General features: G+C 71.1%; 19 protein-coding genes. 7 read left to right on the forward strand and 12 right to left on the reverse strand.

Annotated elements, in window-relative coordinates; translation table 11 throughout:
* The first annotated feature begins 5 nt into the window (after positions 1-5).
* Complete coding sequence (locus CI089_RS00220) at positions 6-296, forward strand: FmdB family zinc ribbon protein (RefSeq protein ID WP_094259750.1); 291 nt, start codon at positions 6-8, stop codon at positions 294-296.
* Between the two features lie 31 nt (positions 297-327).
* Positions 328-819, forward strand: a complete 492-nt coding sequence (mscL, locus tag CI089_RS00225) for a large conductance mechanosensitive channel protein MscL (RefSeq protein ID WP_094259751.1) — start codon at positions 328-330, stop codon at positions 817-819.
* Positions 820-824: 5 nt separating this feature from the next.
* Here the strand turns inward: mscL and CI089_RS00230 are convergent, their stop codons facing one another.
* Together CI089_RS00230 and CI089_RS00235 are read right to left on the reverse strand one after the other, a co-directional pair.
* A complete protein-coding gene (locus tag CI089_RS00230) occupies positions 825-1,019 on the reverse strand; it encodes a hypothetical protein (protein WP_094259752.1) in 195 nt (64 codons plus the stop codon).
* Complete coding sequence (locus tag CI089_RS00235; protein ID WP_094259753.1) at positions 1,006-4,734, reverse strand: ATP-binding protein; 3,729 nt, start codon at positions 4,732-4,734, stop codon at positions 1,006-1,008. The genes CI089_RS00230 and CI089_RS00235 overlap by 14 nt, the downstream gene beginning before the upstream one ends.
* A 166-nt stretch (positions 4,735-4,900) precedes the next feature.
* On the opposite strand from CI089_RS00235, the gene CI089_RS00240 reads away from it, so the two are divergent.
* Positions 4,901-5,422: a methylated-DNA--[protein]-cysteine S-methyltransferase gene (locus CI089_RS00240; protein WP_094259754.1), complete on the forward strand. Its 522-nt coding sequence runs from the start codon at positions 4,901-4,903 to the stop codon at positions 5,420-5,422.
* 73 nt (positions 5,423-5,495) lie between these two features.
* On the opposite strand, the gene CI089_RS00245 is transcribed toward CI089_RS00240, so the two are convergent.
* Both CI089_RS00245 and CI089_RS00250 read right to left on the reverse strand, forming a co-directional pair.
* Complete coding sequence (locus CI089_RS00245) at positions 5,496-7,112, reverse strand: solute symporter family protein (protein WP_094261163.1); 1,617 nt, start codon at positions 7,110-7,112, stop codon at positions 5,496-5,498.
* A 17-nt stretch (positions 7,113-7,129) separates the two neighbouring features.
* Positions 7,130-7,480, reverse strand: coding sequence for a DUF485 domain-containing protein (locus tag CI089_RS00250; RefSeq protein WP_023954652.1), 351 nt, complete (start codon positions 7,478-7,480; stop codon positions 7,130-7,132).
* A gap of 122 nt (positions 7,481-7,602) precedes the next feature.
* On the opposite strand from CI089_RS00250, the gene CI089_RS00255 reads away from it, so the two are divergent.
* Entirely contained in the window at positions 7,603-8,460 is an 858-nt protein-coding gene (locus CI089_RS00255) for a LuxR C-terminal-related transcriptional regulator (RefSeq protein ID WP_094259755.1), read from the forward strand.
* 12 nt (positions 8,461-8,472) lie between these two features.
* Here the strand turns inward: CI089_RS00255 and CI089_RS00260 are convergent, their stop codons facing one another.
* The 4 genes from CI089_RS00260 to CI089_RS16685 all read right to left on the reverse strand — a co-directional run bounded on the left by CI089_RS00260 (position 8,473) and on the right by CI089_RS16685 (position 11,506).
* Positions 8,473-9,657 (reverse strand): glycosyltransferase, encoded by a 1,185-nt coding sequence (locus CI089_RS00260; RefSeq protein ID WP_094259756.1) that lies wholly within the window; start codon positions 9,655-9,657, stop codon positions 8,473-8,475.
* 126 nt (positions 9,658-9,783) lie between these two features.
* A complete protein-coding gene (locus CI089_RS00265) occupies positions 9,784-10,617 on the reverse strand; it encodes an SDR family oxidoreductase (RefSeq protein WP_256977317.1) in 834 nt (277 codons plus the stop codon).
* 124 nt (positions 10,618-10,741) lie between these two features.
* The gene (locus CI089_RS16680) at positions 10,742-11,122 is read right to left on the reverse strand and encodes an MBL fold metallo-hydrolase (RefSeq protein WP_306426952.1); all 381 of its coding nucleotides are present in this window, start codon (positions 11,120-11,122) and stop codon (positions 10,742-10,744) included.
* A gap of 39 nt (positions 11,123-11,161) precedes the next feature.
* A complete protein-coding gene (locus CI089_RS16685) occupies positions 11,162-11,506 on the reverse strand; it encodes an MBL fold metallo-hydrolase (protein ID WP_306426953.1) in 345 nt (114 codons plus the stop codon).
* A 206-nt stretch (positions 11,507-11,712) separates the two neighbouring features.
* Between CI089_RS16685 and CI089_RS00275 the strand changes: the two genes are divergently transcribed.
* The gene (locus CI089_RS00275; protein ID WP_023954662.1) at positions 11,713-12,585 is read left to right on the forward strand and encodes a manganese catalase family protein; all 873 of its coding nucleotides are present in this window, start codon (positions 11,713-11,715) and stop codon (positions 12,583-12,585) included.
* 140 nt (positions 12,586-12,725) lie between these two features.
* Here CI089_RS00275 and CI089_RS00280 read toward each other — a convergent pair whose 3' ends face one another.
* The 3 genes from CI089_RS00280 to CI089_RS00290 are packed head-to-tail and all read right to left on the reverse strand — an operon-like array spanning position 12,726 to position 14,964.
* Complete coding sequence (locus CI089_RS00280; RefSeq protein WP_094259757.1) at positions 12,726-12,932, reverse strand: CDGSH iron-sulfur domain-containing protein; 207 nt, start codon at positions 12,930-12,932, stop codon at positions 12,726-12,728.
* Positions 12,929-13,882 (reverse strand): glycosyltransferase, encoded by a 954-nt coding sequence (locus CI089_RS00285; RefSeq protein ID WP_094259758.1) that lies wholly within the window; start codon positions 13,880-13,882, stop codon positions 12,929-12,931. Before CI089_RS00285 ends, CI089_RS00280 begins: the two co-directional genes overlap by 4 nt.
* Positions 13,882-14,964: an iron-containing redox enzyme family protein gene (locus CI089_RS00290; protein ID WP_256977318.1), complete on the reverse strand. Its 1,083-nt coding sequence runs from the start codon at positions 14,962-14,964 to the stop codon at positions 13,882-13,884. Before CI089_RS00290 ends, CI089_RS00285 begins: the two co-directional genes overlap by 1 nt.
* 214 nt (positions 14,965-15,178) lie before the next feature.
* On the opposite strand from CI089_RS00290, the gene CI089_RS00295 reads away from it, so the two are divergent.
* Together CI089_RS00295 and CI089_RS00300 are read left to right on the forward strand one after the other, a co-directional pair.
* Positions 15,179-16,327 carry a zinc-dependent alcohol dehydrogenase gene (locus CI089_RS00295; RefSeq protein ID WP_094259759.1) on the forward strand — a complete coding sequence of 383 codons (1,149 nt, stop codon included), beginning with the start codon at positions 15,179-15,181 and terminating at the stop codon, positions 16,325-16,327.
* Between the two features lie 3 nt (positions 16,328-16,330).
* Positions 16,331-16,921: a hypothetical protein gene (locus CI089_RS00300; RefSeq protein ID WP_256977319.1), complete on the forward strand. Its 591-nt coding sequence runs from the start codon at positions 16,331-16,333 to the stop codon at positions 16,919-16,921.
* Here the strand turns inward: CI089_RS00300 and CI089_RS00305 are convergent.
* Entirely contained in the window at positions 16,918-17,832 is a 915-nt protein-coding gene (locus CI089_RS00305) for an SDR family NAD(P)-dependent oxidoreductase (protein WP_094259760.1), read from the reverse strand. The two genes, CI089_RS00300 and CI089_RS00305, sit on opposite strands and share 4 nt — an antisense overlap.
* Positions 17,833-18,005 lie beyond the last annotated feature (173 nt).

Genomic DNA, 18,005 nt, shown 5'->3' on the forward strand with positions numbered 1-18,005 from the left:
GAACCATGCCCACCTACGCCTATGCCTGCAAGTCGTGCGGGCACCGCTTCGACGCGGTCCAGTCCTTCGCCGAGCCCGCTCTCACCGTCTGCCCCGAGTGCTCGGGCGAGCTCCGCAAGCAGTACGGGTCGATCGGCGTGACCTTCAACGGCGGCGGCTTCTACCGCACCGACTCCCGCGCGAGCGGGTCAGGATCGGGCGCGGCGTCGGGCACGTCAACCGGTAGCGGCGACTCGTCGTCTTCGGCATCATCGAAGTCCGAGGCGAAGTCCTCCCCCGCCGCGGCGGGTTCCTGACACCCGGCGCGACCGGAGAGAGAGGAGAGCCATGATCAAGGGCTTCCGCGATTTCATCATGCGCGGCAACGTCATCGACCTGGCCGTCGCCGTGGTCATCGGCGGTGCGTTCACCGCCGTCGTCAACGCGATCGTGTCGAGCATCATCAACCCCATCGTCGCGCTCGTATGGCAGGCGGACGAGAACGGCAACGCGGGCATCCCCGTCGAGGGCCTGCACGGCACCGTGATCTTCCCGATCGGCACCCTTCTGACGGCGATCATCAGCTTCTTCGCCGTCGCCCTCGTCGTCTACTTCGTGTTCGTCGTTCCGATGAACAAGTGGAAGGAGCGTCAGGCCGCCAAGGCCGGCGTCGTCGAAGAGACCGCGAAGCTCCCGACCGAGCAGGAGCTGCTCATCCAGATCCGCGACCTGCTGGAGAAGAACAACGCCGCGAGCTCCACGTCGCCCGCCCCCGCGACGGCTACCGACGCCCCGCTGCGCCGTTCGCAGAACACTCCCCCGGCGGCGCCGTCCGCCTGAGCGGGTCAGTAGTGCGGCGGAACGTCGTTCCGCATCCGCGCATCGTTCGGACCGGATGCCCCGGCCGCGCCCTCGGCGCCGGCCGGGGCATCCGTCGTCTCATCGGCCGCTGTCGGCTCGGCGGTGGTGCCCGGAGCCGCGGTCAATCGCGCGCGACGGCGACCGACGCGCTCCACCCGCTGCCGTTCAGTCGATGACATCGAGCGGCTCAGTGCTCGCATCCGCGGTCGGCGCCTCGGGCTCGACGCCCAGGATCGCGGCGACCCGCGCGGCCACACCGGCGGGGTCGCTGTAGAGGTCGAACGAGTGCACGCGGATGTAGTGCCATCCCAGCCGCCGCAGGATCTGCGGCCGCAGCCGGAGCGACTCGCGGAGCGACTGTCCGATGGTCTCGGGGTCGCCCTCGACCACGACGGCCTTGCCGTCGCGCTGGGCGACCAGCGGCAGCAGTCCGCGGTATGCGACATCGACCGCGACGCCGAGGCGGCGGAGGTTCTGCGCGAGAGCGAGCGTCAGGGGGTCGGCGAGGTCTTCGAGGCGGGCCTCGCGGGCGCGGGCTGCGATGCCCCCGAGGATCGACATGAGTGTGGCGGCGCCGTTCTCGAGGCGGCCGTCGTCGAACGCCGACGGCCGGATCGACGACACGATGACCATGGAGCGACGGGCGCGCGTCATGCCGACGGTGAGCAGCCGCTCGCCGTCGGGCCCGGAGAGCACGCCGAAGTCGCTCAGGACGCGCCCGTGGCGGGTGAGGCCGTATCCGAGCGAGAACACCACGCGATCGCGACTCTCGGCGACCGACTCCTCGAGCCCGAGGACGGCGAACGGCTCGGCGGTCTCGCGACCGACGAACTCGGCGACATCCGATCGTCCGGCGAAAGCGGCCTCGACGGCGGCGCGGATGCGGAGGGCGTGCTTGGTCGACGCGGTGACGACCATCAGCGACTCGTTCGGCCGGTTGACCGCGTGCTCGACGACGAGCGTCACCACGCGGGCGACCTCGGCATCGGGGCTCTCCACGGCACCGGAGTCGGGGTCGGGGGCACCGACCCCGCCCTCGACGTAGTCGACGCTGAGGCTGCCGCGTCCGAGGTACGAGCCGGCCCAGGGGAACGAGACGATCTCGCCGCCGTAGAAGGCCTCGTTGACGAGCTCCGCGAGGTCTTCGCCCCCTGCGCGGTAACTGCGCGTCAGGGTCTCGACCGGGACGATCTCGGCGAGCCGCTCGAAGACGCTGCGCTCTTCGGGGTCGACGACGGGCTCGTCGGAGGGATCGCGATCGGCGGCGATCTCGAACGGCGTCGGACGCTGCGTCACCGGGTCGCCGAACGCGACGACCTGACGCCCGCGGCGGAGCGCGGCAGCCGATTCGGCGACGCTGAGCGCGCCGGCATCCGCCAGGATCACGACGTCGAAGGCGGGACGGGCGGGCAGCGCCGCGACCTCATAGGGTGATGCGATCCACACCGGGGCGAGGGTCCGAAGCAGTTTGGGGGCGACGGCGAGCAGCTCGGCGGCCGATGCTGTGCCTTCGCGCAGCGCCGACTTCAGCGCCGCGGTCTCGTCGGCCTCGTCGACGATCGCGATCTTCCATCGCGTCGCGAGCTCGGCCGCGAGCTGCTGTCCCGCCGACGCCGCGTGAGCCTCGTCGACGAGGCGGAAGTCGCGTTCGAGCCGGTCGACGACGCTGGTGTTCGCGCCGAGCAGTGCACGGTCGCTGCGGAGCATCGTCTCGAGGGCGGACTGCCACCAGGCGAACTCGAACTCCGACGCGACGCGCTCCTCGGGAACGTGGCGCACGGAGAGCTCGGTCAGCAGACCCTCCAGACCCAGCGCGGCCAGCTCGCCGCGCAAGGTGGCGCGCTCGACGAGGTTGTCGAACACGTCGGAGTCGGCGGCGAGTCCGGCGAGGATCCGCACGAGCTCGGGGATCGGCGTCGCGAGCAGGTCGTGTCCGGGACCGAGTACCCGGGAGAGCTCGCCGAGATCGGCGTCGACGCGCTGCCACGAGGTCGCGACGGCGTCGAGGCCCGCGGGGATCTCGGGCACGACGCCCACCTCGGCGAGGCGCTGCCACTGCTCGCGCTGCTTCTGCACACGCACGAGGGCGTCGTGCATGTCGGTGACGTGCATCCCGGGACGCACGTACTCCTTCGCGAGGCGGCGCAGCCGGCGGCGGGTGGCGCCGTTCATCTCCGGTGTGTCGCGGCGCGTCGAGTGCGCCTCGATGAGATCGCCGAGCGGGCGCTCGAAGACGGTCAGGCTGAATCGGTCGAGCGAGGCGCGGATGCCCTGCAGCAGACGGATGTAGGCGCCGAGCTCGGCGAGCGTCGTGAACGGCCGCATCCGGGTCTGCCCGATGAGCTCGTACCCGCGCTCGAGGATCTCGGGGATCTCGGTGCGGTGCAGACGTCCCGCCAGAGCGTGCGCGGCTCGTGCCTGCTCGGTCGTCTCGAACGCCACGCCGTACCAGGGCGAGTCGTCGGGACCGAATCGGAACTCCCCCAGCCGCGCGGCGGTCGCGAGCGATGCGGCCGCTTCGGCGCGACGGGTCGAGAGGCGCTGGAGGGTTGCAGCATCGAAGCGCGTGGCAGCCGAAGGCTGCGGGGACTCGGCGGCGATCGTCGTCAGCTTCTGCAGCACTTCGAGCGGCGAGACGCCGAGCATCGGATGCCGCTGCGTCAGCGAGACGCGATAGTCGCGCAGCACCGTGCGCAGGCGCACCAGCGCGTCGTCGATCTCGCCCATCTTCGGGTGCTGCGCCTTCTCGTTCCGGGCGATCGCGCGGATGAGGTCACGGTGCACGCCACGCGGCGAGACGGCGAGCCCGGGCAGCCCGATGCCGGCGAGGCGGTGGCGGACACCCTCCAGAGTGGAACGGCGGGCGCTGACCACGAGGACGCGCTTTCCGCGCCGGACCAGCTCGCCGACGGCGTTGATGATCGTCTGCGTGCCCCCCGTGCCGGGGAGCGTGTGCACGACGAGCGACTGCCCGGCGACGATCCGGTCGAGGACGCCTTCCTGCTCCGCGTCGGCGTCGAGCAGCAGTCGGTCGGATGCCGGCGGGCGGTCGTCCGACGGGACGGCGTCGGGCACCGGGTACCGCGTCGCGACCAGCGCGCGGTCGTCCTCGTGACCCGCGAGCGCATTGAGCACCGGCACGTCGAGGTCGGCGGCGTCGCGTTCCGCGCGGGCGGCGACATCGGCGAACGTCGAGACGATCAGGCGCGGCTGCACGGTGAACGTGTCGACGTGGGCGGTCAGGGCGCGCAGGTGGTCGATGACCGGCTGCGGCTTGAAGACGCCGCCGTCGTACGCGAGCGCGGCGAGCCCGCGTCGGTCGAGGTCGATGCCGAAATGCGTGCGGGCGATCTCGACGAGTTCGGGGTTGACCGAGAAGGAGCCGTGGAGCTTGAGATCGAAGTCACCGTGATGACGGCGGATGGCGAGCGGTCGCAAAAGGACGGGCGCGTTGTAGGTGAGGCCCCCGGCACGCCACGAGGCGAACCCGACGCCGAGGTGGACCGTGTCGAGGCCGCGCGTCGTGCGGAGCTCGACGTCTTTCGCGGTGATGCGCCCGGCGGCGAGCCGTGCGGTGCGCAGCGCGACCTCGTCGCGGAAGAGGTTCGACAGGAGCGTCGACCGGCCGGTGATGAACTGGGGCAGGCTCCCCGGATGGGCCTTGGTGATGTCGATGCCGACATCGTCGGACGCGATGTAGTGCAGCAGCGTCGAGCGGCCGCCGAGCCGAGCCGCCTGCACGCGGATGCGTTCGCGCTCCGGGTCGGCCACGTGCGCGACGGCGACGTCCTCTTCGGCGACATCGAGCTGCGCCGGGGTCACCGATTCGACCCGAACCTCGTCGGCTGCGTCCGGACGGACGGCTCCTCGATCTCCTCGCCACACAGCACACACCCTAAGCGGCGCGACCGCATCCGACACTCAGGCGCCGCCGAGTTTCGCGCTATTGCCGACACGCCGGAAGATCGGCGGTTCCTCCCCGGCCTTCCCGACGGTGACCCCCTCCACCGGTTCGCTACCGCCACCCGTCGTACGCGAGGCCGCCCGGGATGATGGAGCCATGATCGACGCAGCTTTCGCGGTGCACCCCACGCCGATCGGCGACGCCCTCCTCGTGGTGACCGGGACCGGCCTGGCGCACCTCGACATCCTCGACCGCCCCGCCGACATCGCACTCGTCGATCTCGCTGTCGTGCTCGGAGCATTGCCGGTGCACGATCCCGGCGCGACCGCCGATGCGGCTGCAGAGCTCGACGCCTACTTCGCGGGCCGGTTGCAGCGCTTCCGGACCCCCGTCGACTGGCTGCTCGCTCCGGCCGGATTCGCGCGCGAGGCGCTGCGCGCCGTCTGCGACGTCCCGTACGGCGAGGTCGCGACGTACGGCGAGATCGCGATCGCCGCCGGCTCGCCGCGTGCGCACCGTGCCGTCGGCTCGGCGTGTGCGCGGACGCCGATCTCGATCGTCGTGCCCGCTCACCGCGTGGTCCGCAGCGACGGATCGACCGGCGAGTACGGCGGCCACCCCGAACGCAAACGCTTCCTGCTCGACCTCGAGAGCGATGCAGGCTCCGGCCGCGTGTAGGCCGCGCCGGAACGACGACGGCCCCGGGCAGCGCACGCCCGGGGCCGTCGTTCGATCGGCGGTGTCACTCCCCCTAGTGATCGACCGCCTTCTCGGCACCGTGCCCGGTGAGGGATCGCACATCCATCTCGGCGGCCTTGAGCGGGTCCTCCTGGCGGCGCTCGGTGACCGAGCCGAGCCAGCCGAGGAAGAAGCCCAGCGGGATCGAGACGATGCCCGGATTGTTCAGGGGCCAGATCGCCGTACCGACGTTCTTGAACACGCTCGTCTCGGTGCCCCAGAACACCGGCGACAGGACGATGAGGATGATGGCCGCGGCCAGGCCGCCGTACATGCTCCACACCGCGCCGCGCGTGGTGAACTTCCGCCAGAACAGCGAGTAGATGATCGTCGGCAGGTTCGCCGACGCAGCGACGGCGAACGCCAGGGCGACGAGGAAGGCGACGTTCTGTCCCTGCACACCGATACCGCCGACGATCGCGAGGATGCCGATCACGATCACCGTGCGACGGGCGACCTTGACCTCGCCGTCCGGCGGCACATCGCCCTTCTTGACGACGTTCGCGTAGATGTCGTGCGCGAACGAGGCCGCCGCCGTGATGGTGAGACCCGCCACGACCGCGAGGATCGTCGCGAACGCCACCGCCGAGATGAAGCCGAGCAGCAGGGGGCCGCCCAGCTCGAGGGCCAGCAGCGGGGCCGCGGAGTTGACGCCGCCGGGCGCCGATGCGATGCGCTCGGGGCCCACGAGCGCACCCGCGCCGTAGCCCAGGACGAGGGTGAGGAGATAGAACAGGCCGATGAGCCAGATCGCCCACACGACCGAGCGCCGGGCCTCCTTCGCGGTGGGCACCGTGTAGAAGCGCATGAGCACGTGCGGCAGGCCCGCGGTTCCGAGGACGAGCGCCACGGCGAGCGAGATGAAGTCCCACGGGTTGGCGCCGTACTGCAGGCCGGGCCCCAGGATCGCCTCGCCCTTCGGCGACGCGGCGACCGCGCTCTCGAGAAGCGTGTTGAGGTTGAACCCGTTGATCGCCAGCACCCAGATCGTCATGACGAGCGCGCCGCCGATGAGGAGGAACGCCTTGACGATCTGCACCCAGGTCGTGCCCTTCATGCCGCCGATCAGCACGTAGACGATCATCAGCACGCCGACGACGGCGACCACGATCGACTGGCCGACCTGCTCGGTGATGCCGAGCAGCAGCGAGACGAGCCCGCCGGCGCCCGCCATCTGCGCGAGCAGATAGAAGAAGCACACCGCGAGCGTCGTGATCGCGGCCGCCATGCGCACCGGCGTCTGCTTCAGCCGGAACGACAGCACGTCCGCCATCGTGAACTTGCCGGTGTTCCGCATCAGCTCGGCAACGAGCAGCAGGGCGACGAGCCACGCCACGAGGAATCCGATGGAGTACAGGAACCCGTCGTATCCGTTGATCGCGATCGCGCCGCAGATGCCGAGGAAGGATGCCGCCGACAGATAGTCGCCCGCGATCGCGAAGCCGTTCTGCGGACCGGTGAACGAGCGGCCCGCGGCGTAGTAGTCGGCGGCGGTCTTGTTGTTGCGGCTGGCGCGGATGACGATGAACAGCGTCACCGCGACGAACGCGCCGAAGATCGAGATGTTCAGCACCGGGTTGTTGTCGACGGTCTCGCCCGCCGCGACGACGGCAGCTCCGACGCTGTTCACCGCTTCCCAGAATCCGTTCACGACCCTGCCTCCTGCCGCTCGAGATCGTGCCGGATCGACGCCGAGATCGGGTCGAGCTTGTGATTGGCGTACCAGACGTAGCCCATGGTGATCGCGAACGTCGTCACGAACTGGCCGAGTCCGAACAGCAGACCCACGGTGATGTCACCCCAGACGCGCTGGGCCATGAAGTCGGTCGCGAACGACGACAGCAGCACGTAGACGAAGTACCAGACGAGGAAGACGATCGTGAGGGGCCACACGAAGCTGCGGTGTTTGCGCTTGAGCTCCTGGAACGGCGCCGACTCTTCGACGGCGACGTAATCCACCGCGCCGGGAGGCGGCGAGTGGGTGGGCGATGCGGACATGTGGCCTCCTTGCCTCATGGTGAGCAGCTCTCCGGCGGTCGTCGTCGTCGAGCGACCGCGATGGTAGGGTCGACGCTACGAAAGGCGGCAACGAGGCCGTCACCCCCGGAAGTAGGTAGTGCGTGACGGCACTGGCGGCACCCGAGAACGACGCGCAGCTGGTCTCTCGCGCGGTGGACGACCTCGCGCGCAGCACACGCTTTCCCGTCGTCTTCGGCGGCCTCGAGAGCCAGGGCTCGGTTCACGTCACCGCGATCGCCGGAGCGCGGTCCCATTCGATCGACGACCTGGTGGTGAGGATCGGCCGCGGGCTGGGCGGCGCCGCGATGGTCGAGAAGCGCCCGCGCCTCGCCCTCGATTACCGCACCGCGCGCACCATCACGCACGACTACGATCGGGCGATCCTCGGCGAGGGGATCTCCACGCTCTTCGCGGTCCCGATCGTGACCGATGGCCGAGCCCGCGGAGTGCTGTACTGCGGTTCGTGGTCGCAGGCTCCCGTCGGCGACCTCGTCGCACGGCCGGCGTTCCGCGCGGCCGACGCGATCAGTACCGAGCTGCGCATCCGCGACGAGGTGCAGCGACGGCTCGCCCTGGCTCCGACTCCCGAGGCGGCGACGGGACTGTCCGCCGCGGCCCGTGAAGACCTTCGCGAGAGCTTCGCCGAGCTGCGGAGCATCGCGGCGACCGTCGACGACGCCGACCTGCGGGCGCGTCTCGCCGCGGTCGAGCGCCGCCTGACGACGGTCGCGGGCGACGGAGCGACCTCGGCGAAGGATGCCGACGTGCAGCTCTCGCCGCGCGAGCTCGACGTGCTGGCGTGCTGCGCCCTCGGCTCGACGAACGCCGAGATCGGGGCGGCGCTCAGCCTGAAGGAGGGCACCGTGAAGTCGTACCTTCAGGCCGCGATGGCCAAGCTCGATGCCTCGACGCGGCACGCCGCCGTTGCCCGCGCTCGGCGCCTCGGTCTGCTGCCCTGACCGCCGCCGGGCTCACGCGGCGATGCGCAGGCGGCCGCGGTGCTCCTCGATGACCGCGGCGTACTCGGCGATCATCCGGTCACGACCCAGTCGGCTGCGAGCGGCGAGCGCGGCGGCGGTGAAACCCCCGCGTTCGTCGGCGGCACGGCGCCAGCCGGCGGCGACCGCGTCGGGGGCACGCGGGGTGACGATGCCGATCCCCGCGACGAGGCGGGCCGCGTCGCCGACATCCGTCGTCACCGGCACCGCGCCGCTCGCCGCGCCCTCCAGGAGGCAGAGCGGCGCCGCCTCGCCGAAGGCGCTCGTAAGCGCCACGACGTCCGCCGCCCGGTAGATCGCGGGCATGTCATCGCGGATGCCCAGGGCGTGCACGCGGTCGTCGCCCACGGCGGAGAGCATCTCGAGCAGGCGGGGGTTCTCGCGCGTCATCCCCGCGCCGCACATGACGTAGTGCGCATCCGGCACCATCCGTCGGTGCGCCGCGACCGACCGCAGGAAGAGGTCGGGGTCCTTCATCGCGTCGAACCGGGCCGCATAGGCGACGACGACCGCTTCCTCGGGGATGCCGAGCTCGCGGCGCACCGGGTCGCCGCCGCGGGTGATGGCCGGGCGGAAGCGCGAGAGGTCGATGCCGTTGTCCACGACGTGGCGTCGCGCGCTGCCGAGGAGCGGCGCGTACGCGGCATCCGTCGACCGCGCGCATGACACCGCCGCCGTGACGATTCCGCGCCGGACGCCCTCGCCGAGCCACGCGAGAGCGTCGCCGGAGTGCTCGGGATCGGAGCGATGGAGGCAGGTCACGACGGGCCGAGCGGGCATCATCATGGCATCGTCGAGCGCGAGCAGCAGTCCGAGCGGCTGCTCCTTGAGCGTGAGCACGACGTCCGCTGCGGCGATCGCCCGCGACGCCGCCCGGAGCTGGCGCGATGAGTACGCGTGCGGCGCATGCGGCACCGCCCCCGCCGTCTTTCCCAGCGAGGTGACCGCGATCCCCGCCGACCGCAGCGAGCGATAGCGCGGATCAGCGGCCATATGCTGCACCGTGGACTCGCGCCTGGCCCGCGACGCGATCGCGAGCACACCGTGGTGCTGTTCGCCCCGCTCGTGGAGGCCGGCGACGACGTCGCTGTGGAGGATCCGAGCCCCGCCGGCGAAGAAGCCCTCGGTGAGGGAGAGGACGCGAAGCGGAGCGCTCATTCAGGACCTTCGGGATCGACGCGGCGGGTGCGATCCATCGTGCGGCAACGCCCGCCCGCGGCGAGTGAACCGCGGACGAGCGTTGCGTGAACGAACGGCGCCGGAGGCCGGTCCCGAAAGCCGGGCTCAGAGGATGGGCTTGCCGCCCGTGACCGCCAGGCGTGCTCCCGAGATGTACGACGCCTCATCGGAGGCGAGCAGCACGTACGCCGGAGCGAGTTCGGCGGGCTGACCGGCCCGTCCGAGAGGCGTCTGCTCGCCGAAGCTCTCGACCGCATCCGACGGCAGCGTGGCCGGGATCAGCGGGGTCCAGATCGGTCCCGGGGCGACGCTGTTGGCGCGGATGCCGCGCTCGCCGAGCATCTGCGCGAGCGAGGCGGTGATGCTCGCGATGGCGGCCTTCGTCGCGGCGTACGGCAGCAGGTTGGGCGAGGGCTGGTCGGACTGCACGGAGCTCGAGCCGATGATCGACGACCCCGGCCCCATGTGCGGCAGCGCCGCCTTCACCAGGTGGAAGTACGCGTCGACGTTCGTCGCCCACGTGAAGTCCCACTCCTCATCGGGGATCTCCTCGAGGGTCTCGCGGTTCATCTGGAATGCGGCGTTGCTGACCAGGATGTCGATCCCGCCGAGCTCCTCGACGGTGCGACGGACGACCTCGCGGCAGTGCGCCGGGTCGGAGATGTCGCCCGGGATGAGAACGGCGCGACGGCCCGCTTCTTCGACAAAGCGCTTGGCCTCTTCGGCATCCTCGTGCTCGTCGAGGTAGCTGATGGCGACATCCGCTCCCTCGCGGGCGTAGGCGAGCGCCACCGCCTTGCCGATGCCGCTGTCACCTCCGGTGATGAGGGCGCGCTTGCCGGTGAGCTTTCCCGAGCCGCGGTAGGTGTCCTCGCCGTAGTCGGGCTTCGGCACCATCTCCTCGTCGGTACCCGGGACGTTCTGCTGCTGGGGTTCCATGGTGATCCCTCTCTGTCGTCGAACGGTGAACGGTTCGTCTACCCGATCCCGACTCGGCAGCGGATTCACGGGGCTTGACATGCGGTCGCCCGATCCGGCATCGCGCGACCGGCCGACGCGGGCATCAGTCGACGCCGCGGGACCGGGCGATCGACACGGCCGGCGCGATGCCGCCGTCCTCCCAGACGTCGCCGTGGCCGGGAAGGACGAGGCGAGCGCCGGTCTCGGCGAGCAGGCTCAGCGAGTCGAGCGCCTCGCGGCTGTGCGCGGTCGCGGCACGTGCCACGACGCGCGGGCCGACCCGTCCCGTGTAGGGATCGAGGGTGACGAGGGCGTCGCCGGTGAGCAGGATGCCGCGGGACTCGAGCAAGAAGGCGCAGTGCCCGTCGGTATGACCGGGCGTCGCGATCGGGAGGATGCCGCCCGCGAGCGGGATGGAGTGTCCGGGCACGATCGACGGATCGGTCCGCACGCCCTTCACCCCCAGCGCTCCCGCGCCCACCATCCGAGCGAGGATCGGCAGCGCCGCCGGATAACGGAACGGCTAGGGGAAACGCGGGGCTTCGTGCGCGTAGCGGTACGGATGCCGCGCCAGCTCCTCGTCGCCCGGGTGGACGTCGGCCACGAGGTGGTGTTCGTCAGCGAGGCGCTCGCACATCCCCACGTGATCGAAGTGCCCGTGGGTGAGCAGGAGCGCGTCGATGTCGGACGGATGAGCGCCCACGGCCGCGAGGGCCTGTTCGAGGAGCGGCCAGGTGCGCGGGAGCCCCGCATCGATCAGGACGAGCCCGTCGTCGGAGGCGATGAGGTAGGCGTTCACGCCGCCGCGGGCGAGCTGGAACACTCCCTCGGCGACCTCGGACACGCGCGGTCGGTGATCGGTCGTCATGATGCTCCCTCCGGTCCCGCACGATGATCCGCAGCCCCTCGGACGAGCGCGCGGGGCTTGACAGATCGATCGCCCGTCACCCGCCGCGCGGGCGCGATGGTTGCACCGACTCCGAGACGAGTCAAGGCCCGTGGCTTTCGCGCAAGGGCAGACATACGTTCGCGGCGCCGGCGCACTCGGCGCTCGGCCGATCCCCAGGAGGCGAGATGTTCTTTCATCGACAGGAACTGCAATTCGAGGCCCGTCCGGAGAAGCCCGACGCGATCTTCGCGCGACGGATGCAGGAGGTGCTCGGCGGCCAGTACGGCGAGATCACCGTGGCGATGCAGTACGGATTCCAAGCGTGGAACGCCCATATCCCGGGCAAGTACCGCGACCTGCTCTACGGCATCGGGGCCGAGGAGTTCGGCCACGTCGAGATGCTCGCGATCATGATCGCGCAGCTGCTCGAGAAGGCTCCGGCCGAGCAGTCCGAAGCCGCCGCGAAGTCCGACCCCGTGCTCGGCGCCGTCATCGGCGGCATGGACGTGCAGGCGGCGATCGTCGCCGGCGCCGGCGTGCGCCCGGTCGACTCGAACGGCAACCCGTGGCAGGGCTCGTACGTGACGGCGAGCGGCAACCTGCTCGCCGACTTCACCGCCAATGCCAACGCCGAGATGCAGGGGCGCCTGCAGGTCGCGCGGATCTACCACATGACCGACGACAAGGGCGTGCGAGACATGCTCTCGTTCCTCCTGGCGCGCGACACGATGCACCAGAACCAGTGGATCCGGGCGGCCCAGGAGCTGCGCGAAGAGGGAGTGGAGGACATCCCCGTGCCGTCGAACTTCCCGCTTTCGAACGAGGCGCGCGAGCACGCCTACAAGTACATCAACTTCTCGGACGGAGCCGCAGCCGCCGAGGGTTCGTGGGCCTCGGGACCCACCCCCGACGGCAAGGGCGAGTTCACGTACCTCGACGGACCCGACACCTCGGTTCCCATGCCGCCGCCCACGCAGCCGGACCCCCGGTTCTACGGCACCGACGCGAAGCCGAACATCATCGACAAGGCCGAGGGCGTCATCCGCGACAAGCTCTGACCCGCGGGCCACGGTCGCGCGCGCCGCGGCCGTGCCCCGATGCGAGGGATCTCACCCGACACCCCGACCGGATGCCGTTCCGGGCGGGGTGTCGGTGTTGATCCCTTGCATCGGCGCGCAAGCACCGGCGGGCGCGCGCCTCAGTCGGCGGTGAAGCCGGCGAGCTTGTGGGTGCCGTCGCAGAACGGTTTGATCGCGCTCACCCCACAGCGGCAGAGCGCCACCGTGCGGCGGTTGCGCGGGATGGGGTTGCCCGCGTCGTCGAGCAGCTCGACGTCGCCCCGCACGAGCAGCGGCCCGTCGGGGCACGCGGTGATGGTCACGGATGCACCGTGGTGCTCGCTCATCGTCTCTCCTTCTTCCGTAGCGTTCTCATGCTGTTCGCCGCTTTCCGCAGTCGCGAGCCCCGGTAGGGCACCCCGCCGCGCAGCCGGAGCGACAGCGCCACCCAGCTCGCCAGCCCCCGCTCGATGACCCAGGGGACCGCCCACAGGGCATCCGTCCGTCCGAACACCCCGCCTCCGCCGTCGCGGCGACGCCCGGCCTCGCCGGCGAGGATGACCGCTGCCCCGGCGAGCCCCAGCGCAGCCGGCCGGTGGCGCAGCGCGAGGATGAGGGGAACGACCGCCAGCTCGAGTGCGAGCCGAGCGGGCTGCGCGAGGCTGTCGTACGCCTGGCGCACGCGCTGCTCTCCGAAGCGGCCGGCAGTCGCGGGCCGGCGGGCGACGAAGATGTCGCGCGCGATGCGACGGCGGCCGCCTCGGGCGATGATCGTGCGCTCGAGCTCGAGATTCTCGAAGAGGACGTCGGTGTCGTAGCCGGGGCGGGCGCGGTCGGTCCGCACCGCGACGGTTCCCGAGAAGTCGCCGCCGAATGCCCGGTTGATCAGGGTGCGGCCGGTGTCCCAGCGGGCGTGCCAGGGCCGGGGGCGCAGCCAGACGTTCTGCGGCCGCACGATGTCGGCATCCGCCAGTGCCGCCACGACCCGCTGCAGGGCGCCGTCGTCGTACCGGACGTCGTCGTCGGCGATGACGGTGAGCGGATGCCGGGCGAGCAGGAGCCCCGTCATCGCTCCGCGCGCCTTCCCGTTTCGGCCGGGGACCGACGGCGGCACGACCCGTGCGGTGGTCCACTCCCGGCGGTGGACGGCGAACAGGTGCGCGGGCGAGCCGTCGACGACGGTGACGTCGACGCGGCAGGCGAGCCAGGCGAGGTACTCCCCCAGCTCGGCCGCGTCGGACCGTTGGGTCTCGTCATCCCAGCGCAGCGGCAGGACGTACTCGACGTCCTCGCGCATCACGCCGTGAGGTCGGGAAGAACGCCGCCGCGAAGCGCGCTGCGGCCCGCTTCCCAGCTCCCGAGGACCTCGTCGCCGACCAGGTCGTCGAGGACGAGGCAGGCGCGAGCTCCGAAGAGGATGTCGGGCAGGAGTTCCGGCTCGTCCTCGGCGAGCGATCCGGCGAGGTCACGACCCGCGATCTGCTCGTGCACGGCGTCGGCCTCGACGTGTTCGTCGAAGTACCACGTGACGTCGGAGCCGAACCCGAGCCGCCGGAAGCCGTCGCCGTACGAGCGGTTGGGGATCGACGAGGTCATCTCGAACGCCGCGAGGTGCCCCACGATCGCCCCGAGGAGGCGCCGATGCAGTCCGAACAGCGACATCGCGTTGTGGCTGGCCAGGACGACGGCGGGCACGGCGTCGACGTAGGCGCCATAGGTGTCGTCGAGGCCGGCGCCGCGGACGGTCTGGGCGAAGATCGTCGCGTGCACGCGGGCCGGGTCACCGCCGCCGTACTCGTCCGACTGGATCTCGACGAGAGCGGCCTTCGACCGGCCCCGCAGCCGCGGGATCGCCCACGAGTGCGGGTCCGCCTCGCGCAACGTGTAGACGGTACGGAGGATGAGGAACTCACGCAGCTGCTCGAGAGAGGCCTTCTTCGCGACGAAACGCGCCATACCCGGTCCCGCGGTCGGGGCGGTCAGGTCGAACAGCCAGCGCGCGACGGCATCTCGTTCCGCCTCGGGCGGATCGGCGATCTCGGCCGCGACGCGCAGAGCCCCCTCGAAAGCGCGCTCGATGCGGCCCCGCGCGGCGATGAGCGACGGCTCCCACTCCCACGAGGCGTCGAGCCCCGGCAGCGAGCCGTAGTGGACGGCGTACATGAGGAACAGGGCGAGCTGCAGGTCGTCGTCGCGCAGGATGTCGGGCGTCTCGGCGAGCGCGCGTCCCACCAGCTCGGGCGCGTCGACCGGAAGACCGCTGGTCACCGGGGCGACGAGCACCCGCTGGAGCATCGCGCTCACGGGCCCCCGGGGACCGAACGGCAGAGGGTCGGCGACGCCGAGGTCGATGGGAACGGTCTCGATGGTGGTGCTCATGGGGCTCCTCGGGGGTGACAGCCGTGACGCTACGGGCCGGCCGCGGCATCCTTCGAGCGGGTTGACCGGCGTCATCCGCGTGTGCAAGCCGTCCCCCACCGTCTCCGCGCGACGCGCGCGGACGATAGCGCGCGAGTGTCAGCTCGTCCAGCCCGTGGGAGTCGGCGCGGAGGGATCGCAGGGTGGGGCACGAAAACCGGCAGAGAGGCGATCGATGAAGGCCATGACCTACCGCGGGCCGTACAAGGTCCGCGTGGAAGAGAAGCCCGATCCGCGGATCGAGCACCCGCACGACGCGATCGTGCGCGTGACGCTCGCGGCCATCTGCGGGTCGGACCTGCACCTCTACCACGGCATGATGCCCGACACCCGGATCGGGCACACCTTCGGACACGAGTTCATCGGGGTGGTCGAGCAGCTCGGCGGTGCCGTGACGAACCTCGCCGTCGGCGACCGGGTGATGGTGCCGTTCAACATCTTCTGCGGCTCGTGCTACTTCTGCGCGCGCGCACTGTACTCGAACTGCCACAACGTCAACGCGAATGCGACGGCGGTCGGCGGCATCTACGGCTACTCGCACACGGCGGGCGGCTACGACGGCGGTCAGGCCGAGCGCGTGCGCGTTCCTTTCGCGGATGTCGGACCCACCGTCATCCCGGATTGGATGTCGGACGAGGACGCGCTCATGCTCACGGACGCCTACTCGACGGGCTACTTCGGGGCTCAGCTGGGAAGCATCGTCGAGGGCGACACCGTCATGGTGCTCGGCGCCGGGCCGGTCGGCCTCGCCGCGGCGCAGTCGGCCTGGCTGATGGGAGCTGGACGGGTCATCTCGTTCGACCATCTCGACTACCGGCTGGCGAAGGCTCGTGAGTTCGCGCACGCCGAGACGGTGAACATCTCCGAGCACCGCGACGTCGTCGTCGAGATGAAGCGGATGACCGACTATCTGGGCGCCGACGTCGTGATCGACGCCGTGGGGGCCGAGGCGGACGGCAACGTCACCCAGCACGTCACCTCAGCCAAGCTCAAGCTGCAGGGCGGCTCGCCGGTCGCGCTCAACTGGGCGATCGACGGAGCGCGAAAGGGCGGGCGGGTGTCGGTGATCGGCGCCTATGGTCCGCTGTTCAGTGCCGTGAAGTTCGGCGACGCCCTCAACAAGGGACTCACGCTGCGGATGAACCAGGCACCGGTCAAACGACAGTGGCCGCGGTTGTTCGAGCACATCCGCGCGGGATACATCTCACCGAGCGACATGATCACCCACCGCATCCCTCTCGATCACATCGCCGAGGGGTACCACATGTTCTCGTCCAAGCTCGACGACTGTGTGAAGACCGTCGTCGTCCCCTCGGAAGGCTGACCCATGAGCGCGAACTCCTCGGACATCCCCACCCCGTACACCCCGAGCGTGCCCCGGCCGGCACCCGATCGCGCGGCGCTGCGCGCCCGCATCCCCGGTTGGGGCGTCGACCTCGACCCGGCACACCGTCCGTCCGGCACCGTCGAGACGATCGACGAGGCTGCGGCCGGCCGCGGGATGCCGCCGCGACAGGCCGATGACCCGGGCCGCGAACGCTCGATCGAGCACGCGTTCCTCACGCCCGTCTACGGCACGGCGCAACCGCTGCACGGTCTGTCGGGACGGATCCGTCGGCTGGCCTACGCGCGCTTCAGCGAGGGCCGGGCCGCCCACTGGCTGCTGCTCATCGCCGGCGATCGCGTCGAGGCCGTCGGCGCACATGTGCGCTCGTTGGCGACGGCGCGGCCCGACAACCCCATCACCGAGACCGGGATTCTGAGCGAAGCCCGGCGGCATCCGATCCGGTCGCGGTTCGGCCGAGGACGGGTCGACCAGCGTCATACCTGGCTCGATCCCCTCCTCGTCGCCGGGCCCTGGGTCCTCGCCGGATGGGTCGTCATCCGTATCGTCGGACGCGCACTCGGGCGTCGCTAGGCCGACCTAGTCGCACGCGGGGTCTCGGCAGCGGTCGCGGGGTCGTCGAGGCTGTCGAGGACCGCTCCCGAGCTCGGCGCCGTCTCGGCCCCGCGCCGGAGACAGGCCTGCACGAGATCGGCGGCGAGCCGGGTCGTCAGGCCCGGAGCGATGCGGTGGCCGAGAAGAGCGGCGCGCGCCTTCCATCCGACGGCGACCCGCTCGCGACGGGAGACCGCCGCTCGCAGGATCGCGTCGGCCACGACCTCGGGGTCGTCCATCAGCGGCAGTCGCAGCGCACGGCCCGCGTGATTGCCCGCGTGGCGCCAGAACGGCGTGCGAACGGCCCACGGCAGCACCGCCGTCACCGCCACCCCCGTCGCACCGGCGAGCCGCAGCTCCTGGCGGAGGGCGCGGGTGAGCGAGAGCACGCCGGCCTTCGTCGCCGCGTACGACGCCTGGTAGGCCAGCGGGACGACGCTCTCGACCGACGCGGTGTTCACGATGACGCCGCTCCCCCGCGGCACGAATCGGCGGAGAGCGACGTGCGCCCCGCGCATGGCACCGGCGAGGTTGGTGTCGACGACGCGCAGGTGCTCGTCGAGGGGAGCCTCCCAGAACGGGGCGATCGTGGCGACGCCCGCGTTGGCGACCCAGACATCGATCGGTCCGAACATCCGCTCCGCTTCGGCGGCGAGCCGTTCGAGGTCCTCGGTGCTGCCGGCGTCGCCCGGCACGACGTGAGCCTGACCGCCGCGATCACGGATGCGTCGAGCGAGCTCGTCCAGCGCCTCACCGCGCCGCGAGAACACGACGACCCGCGCGCCGGCCTGGCCCGCGCGTAAGGCGGCCGCGCGACCGATGCCGCTGGACGCGCCCACGACCACGATCGTCCGGCCGGTGAGATGGGGATGCGGAGTGGTCGCGCTCATCGACGCAGGATCATCCCGGCGGCGCGGATGCCGAACCCCGTTGCGTTCGCCGCGCGCACACGCTATTCCGCGTCGCGTCCTCCGGAGCCGTCGCGGAAACGACGACGTCGGCGGTGCTCATGCTCCTCAGTGTTCCAGGAGCAGAGCACCGCCGACGCGGATGGCGACCGCAG

This window comes from Microbacterium sp. Yaish 1 (genome assembly GCF_002245215.1).
Classification (GTDB): domain Bacteria; phylum Actinomycetota; class Actinomycetes; order Actinomycetales; family Microbacteriaceae; genus Microbacterium.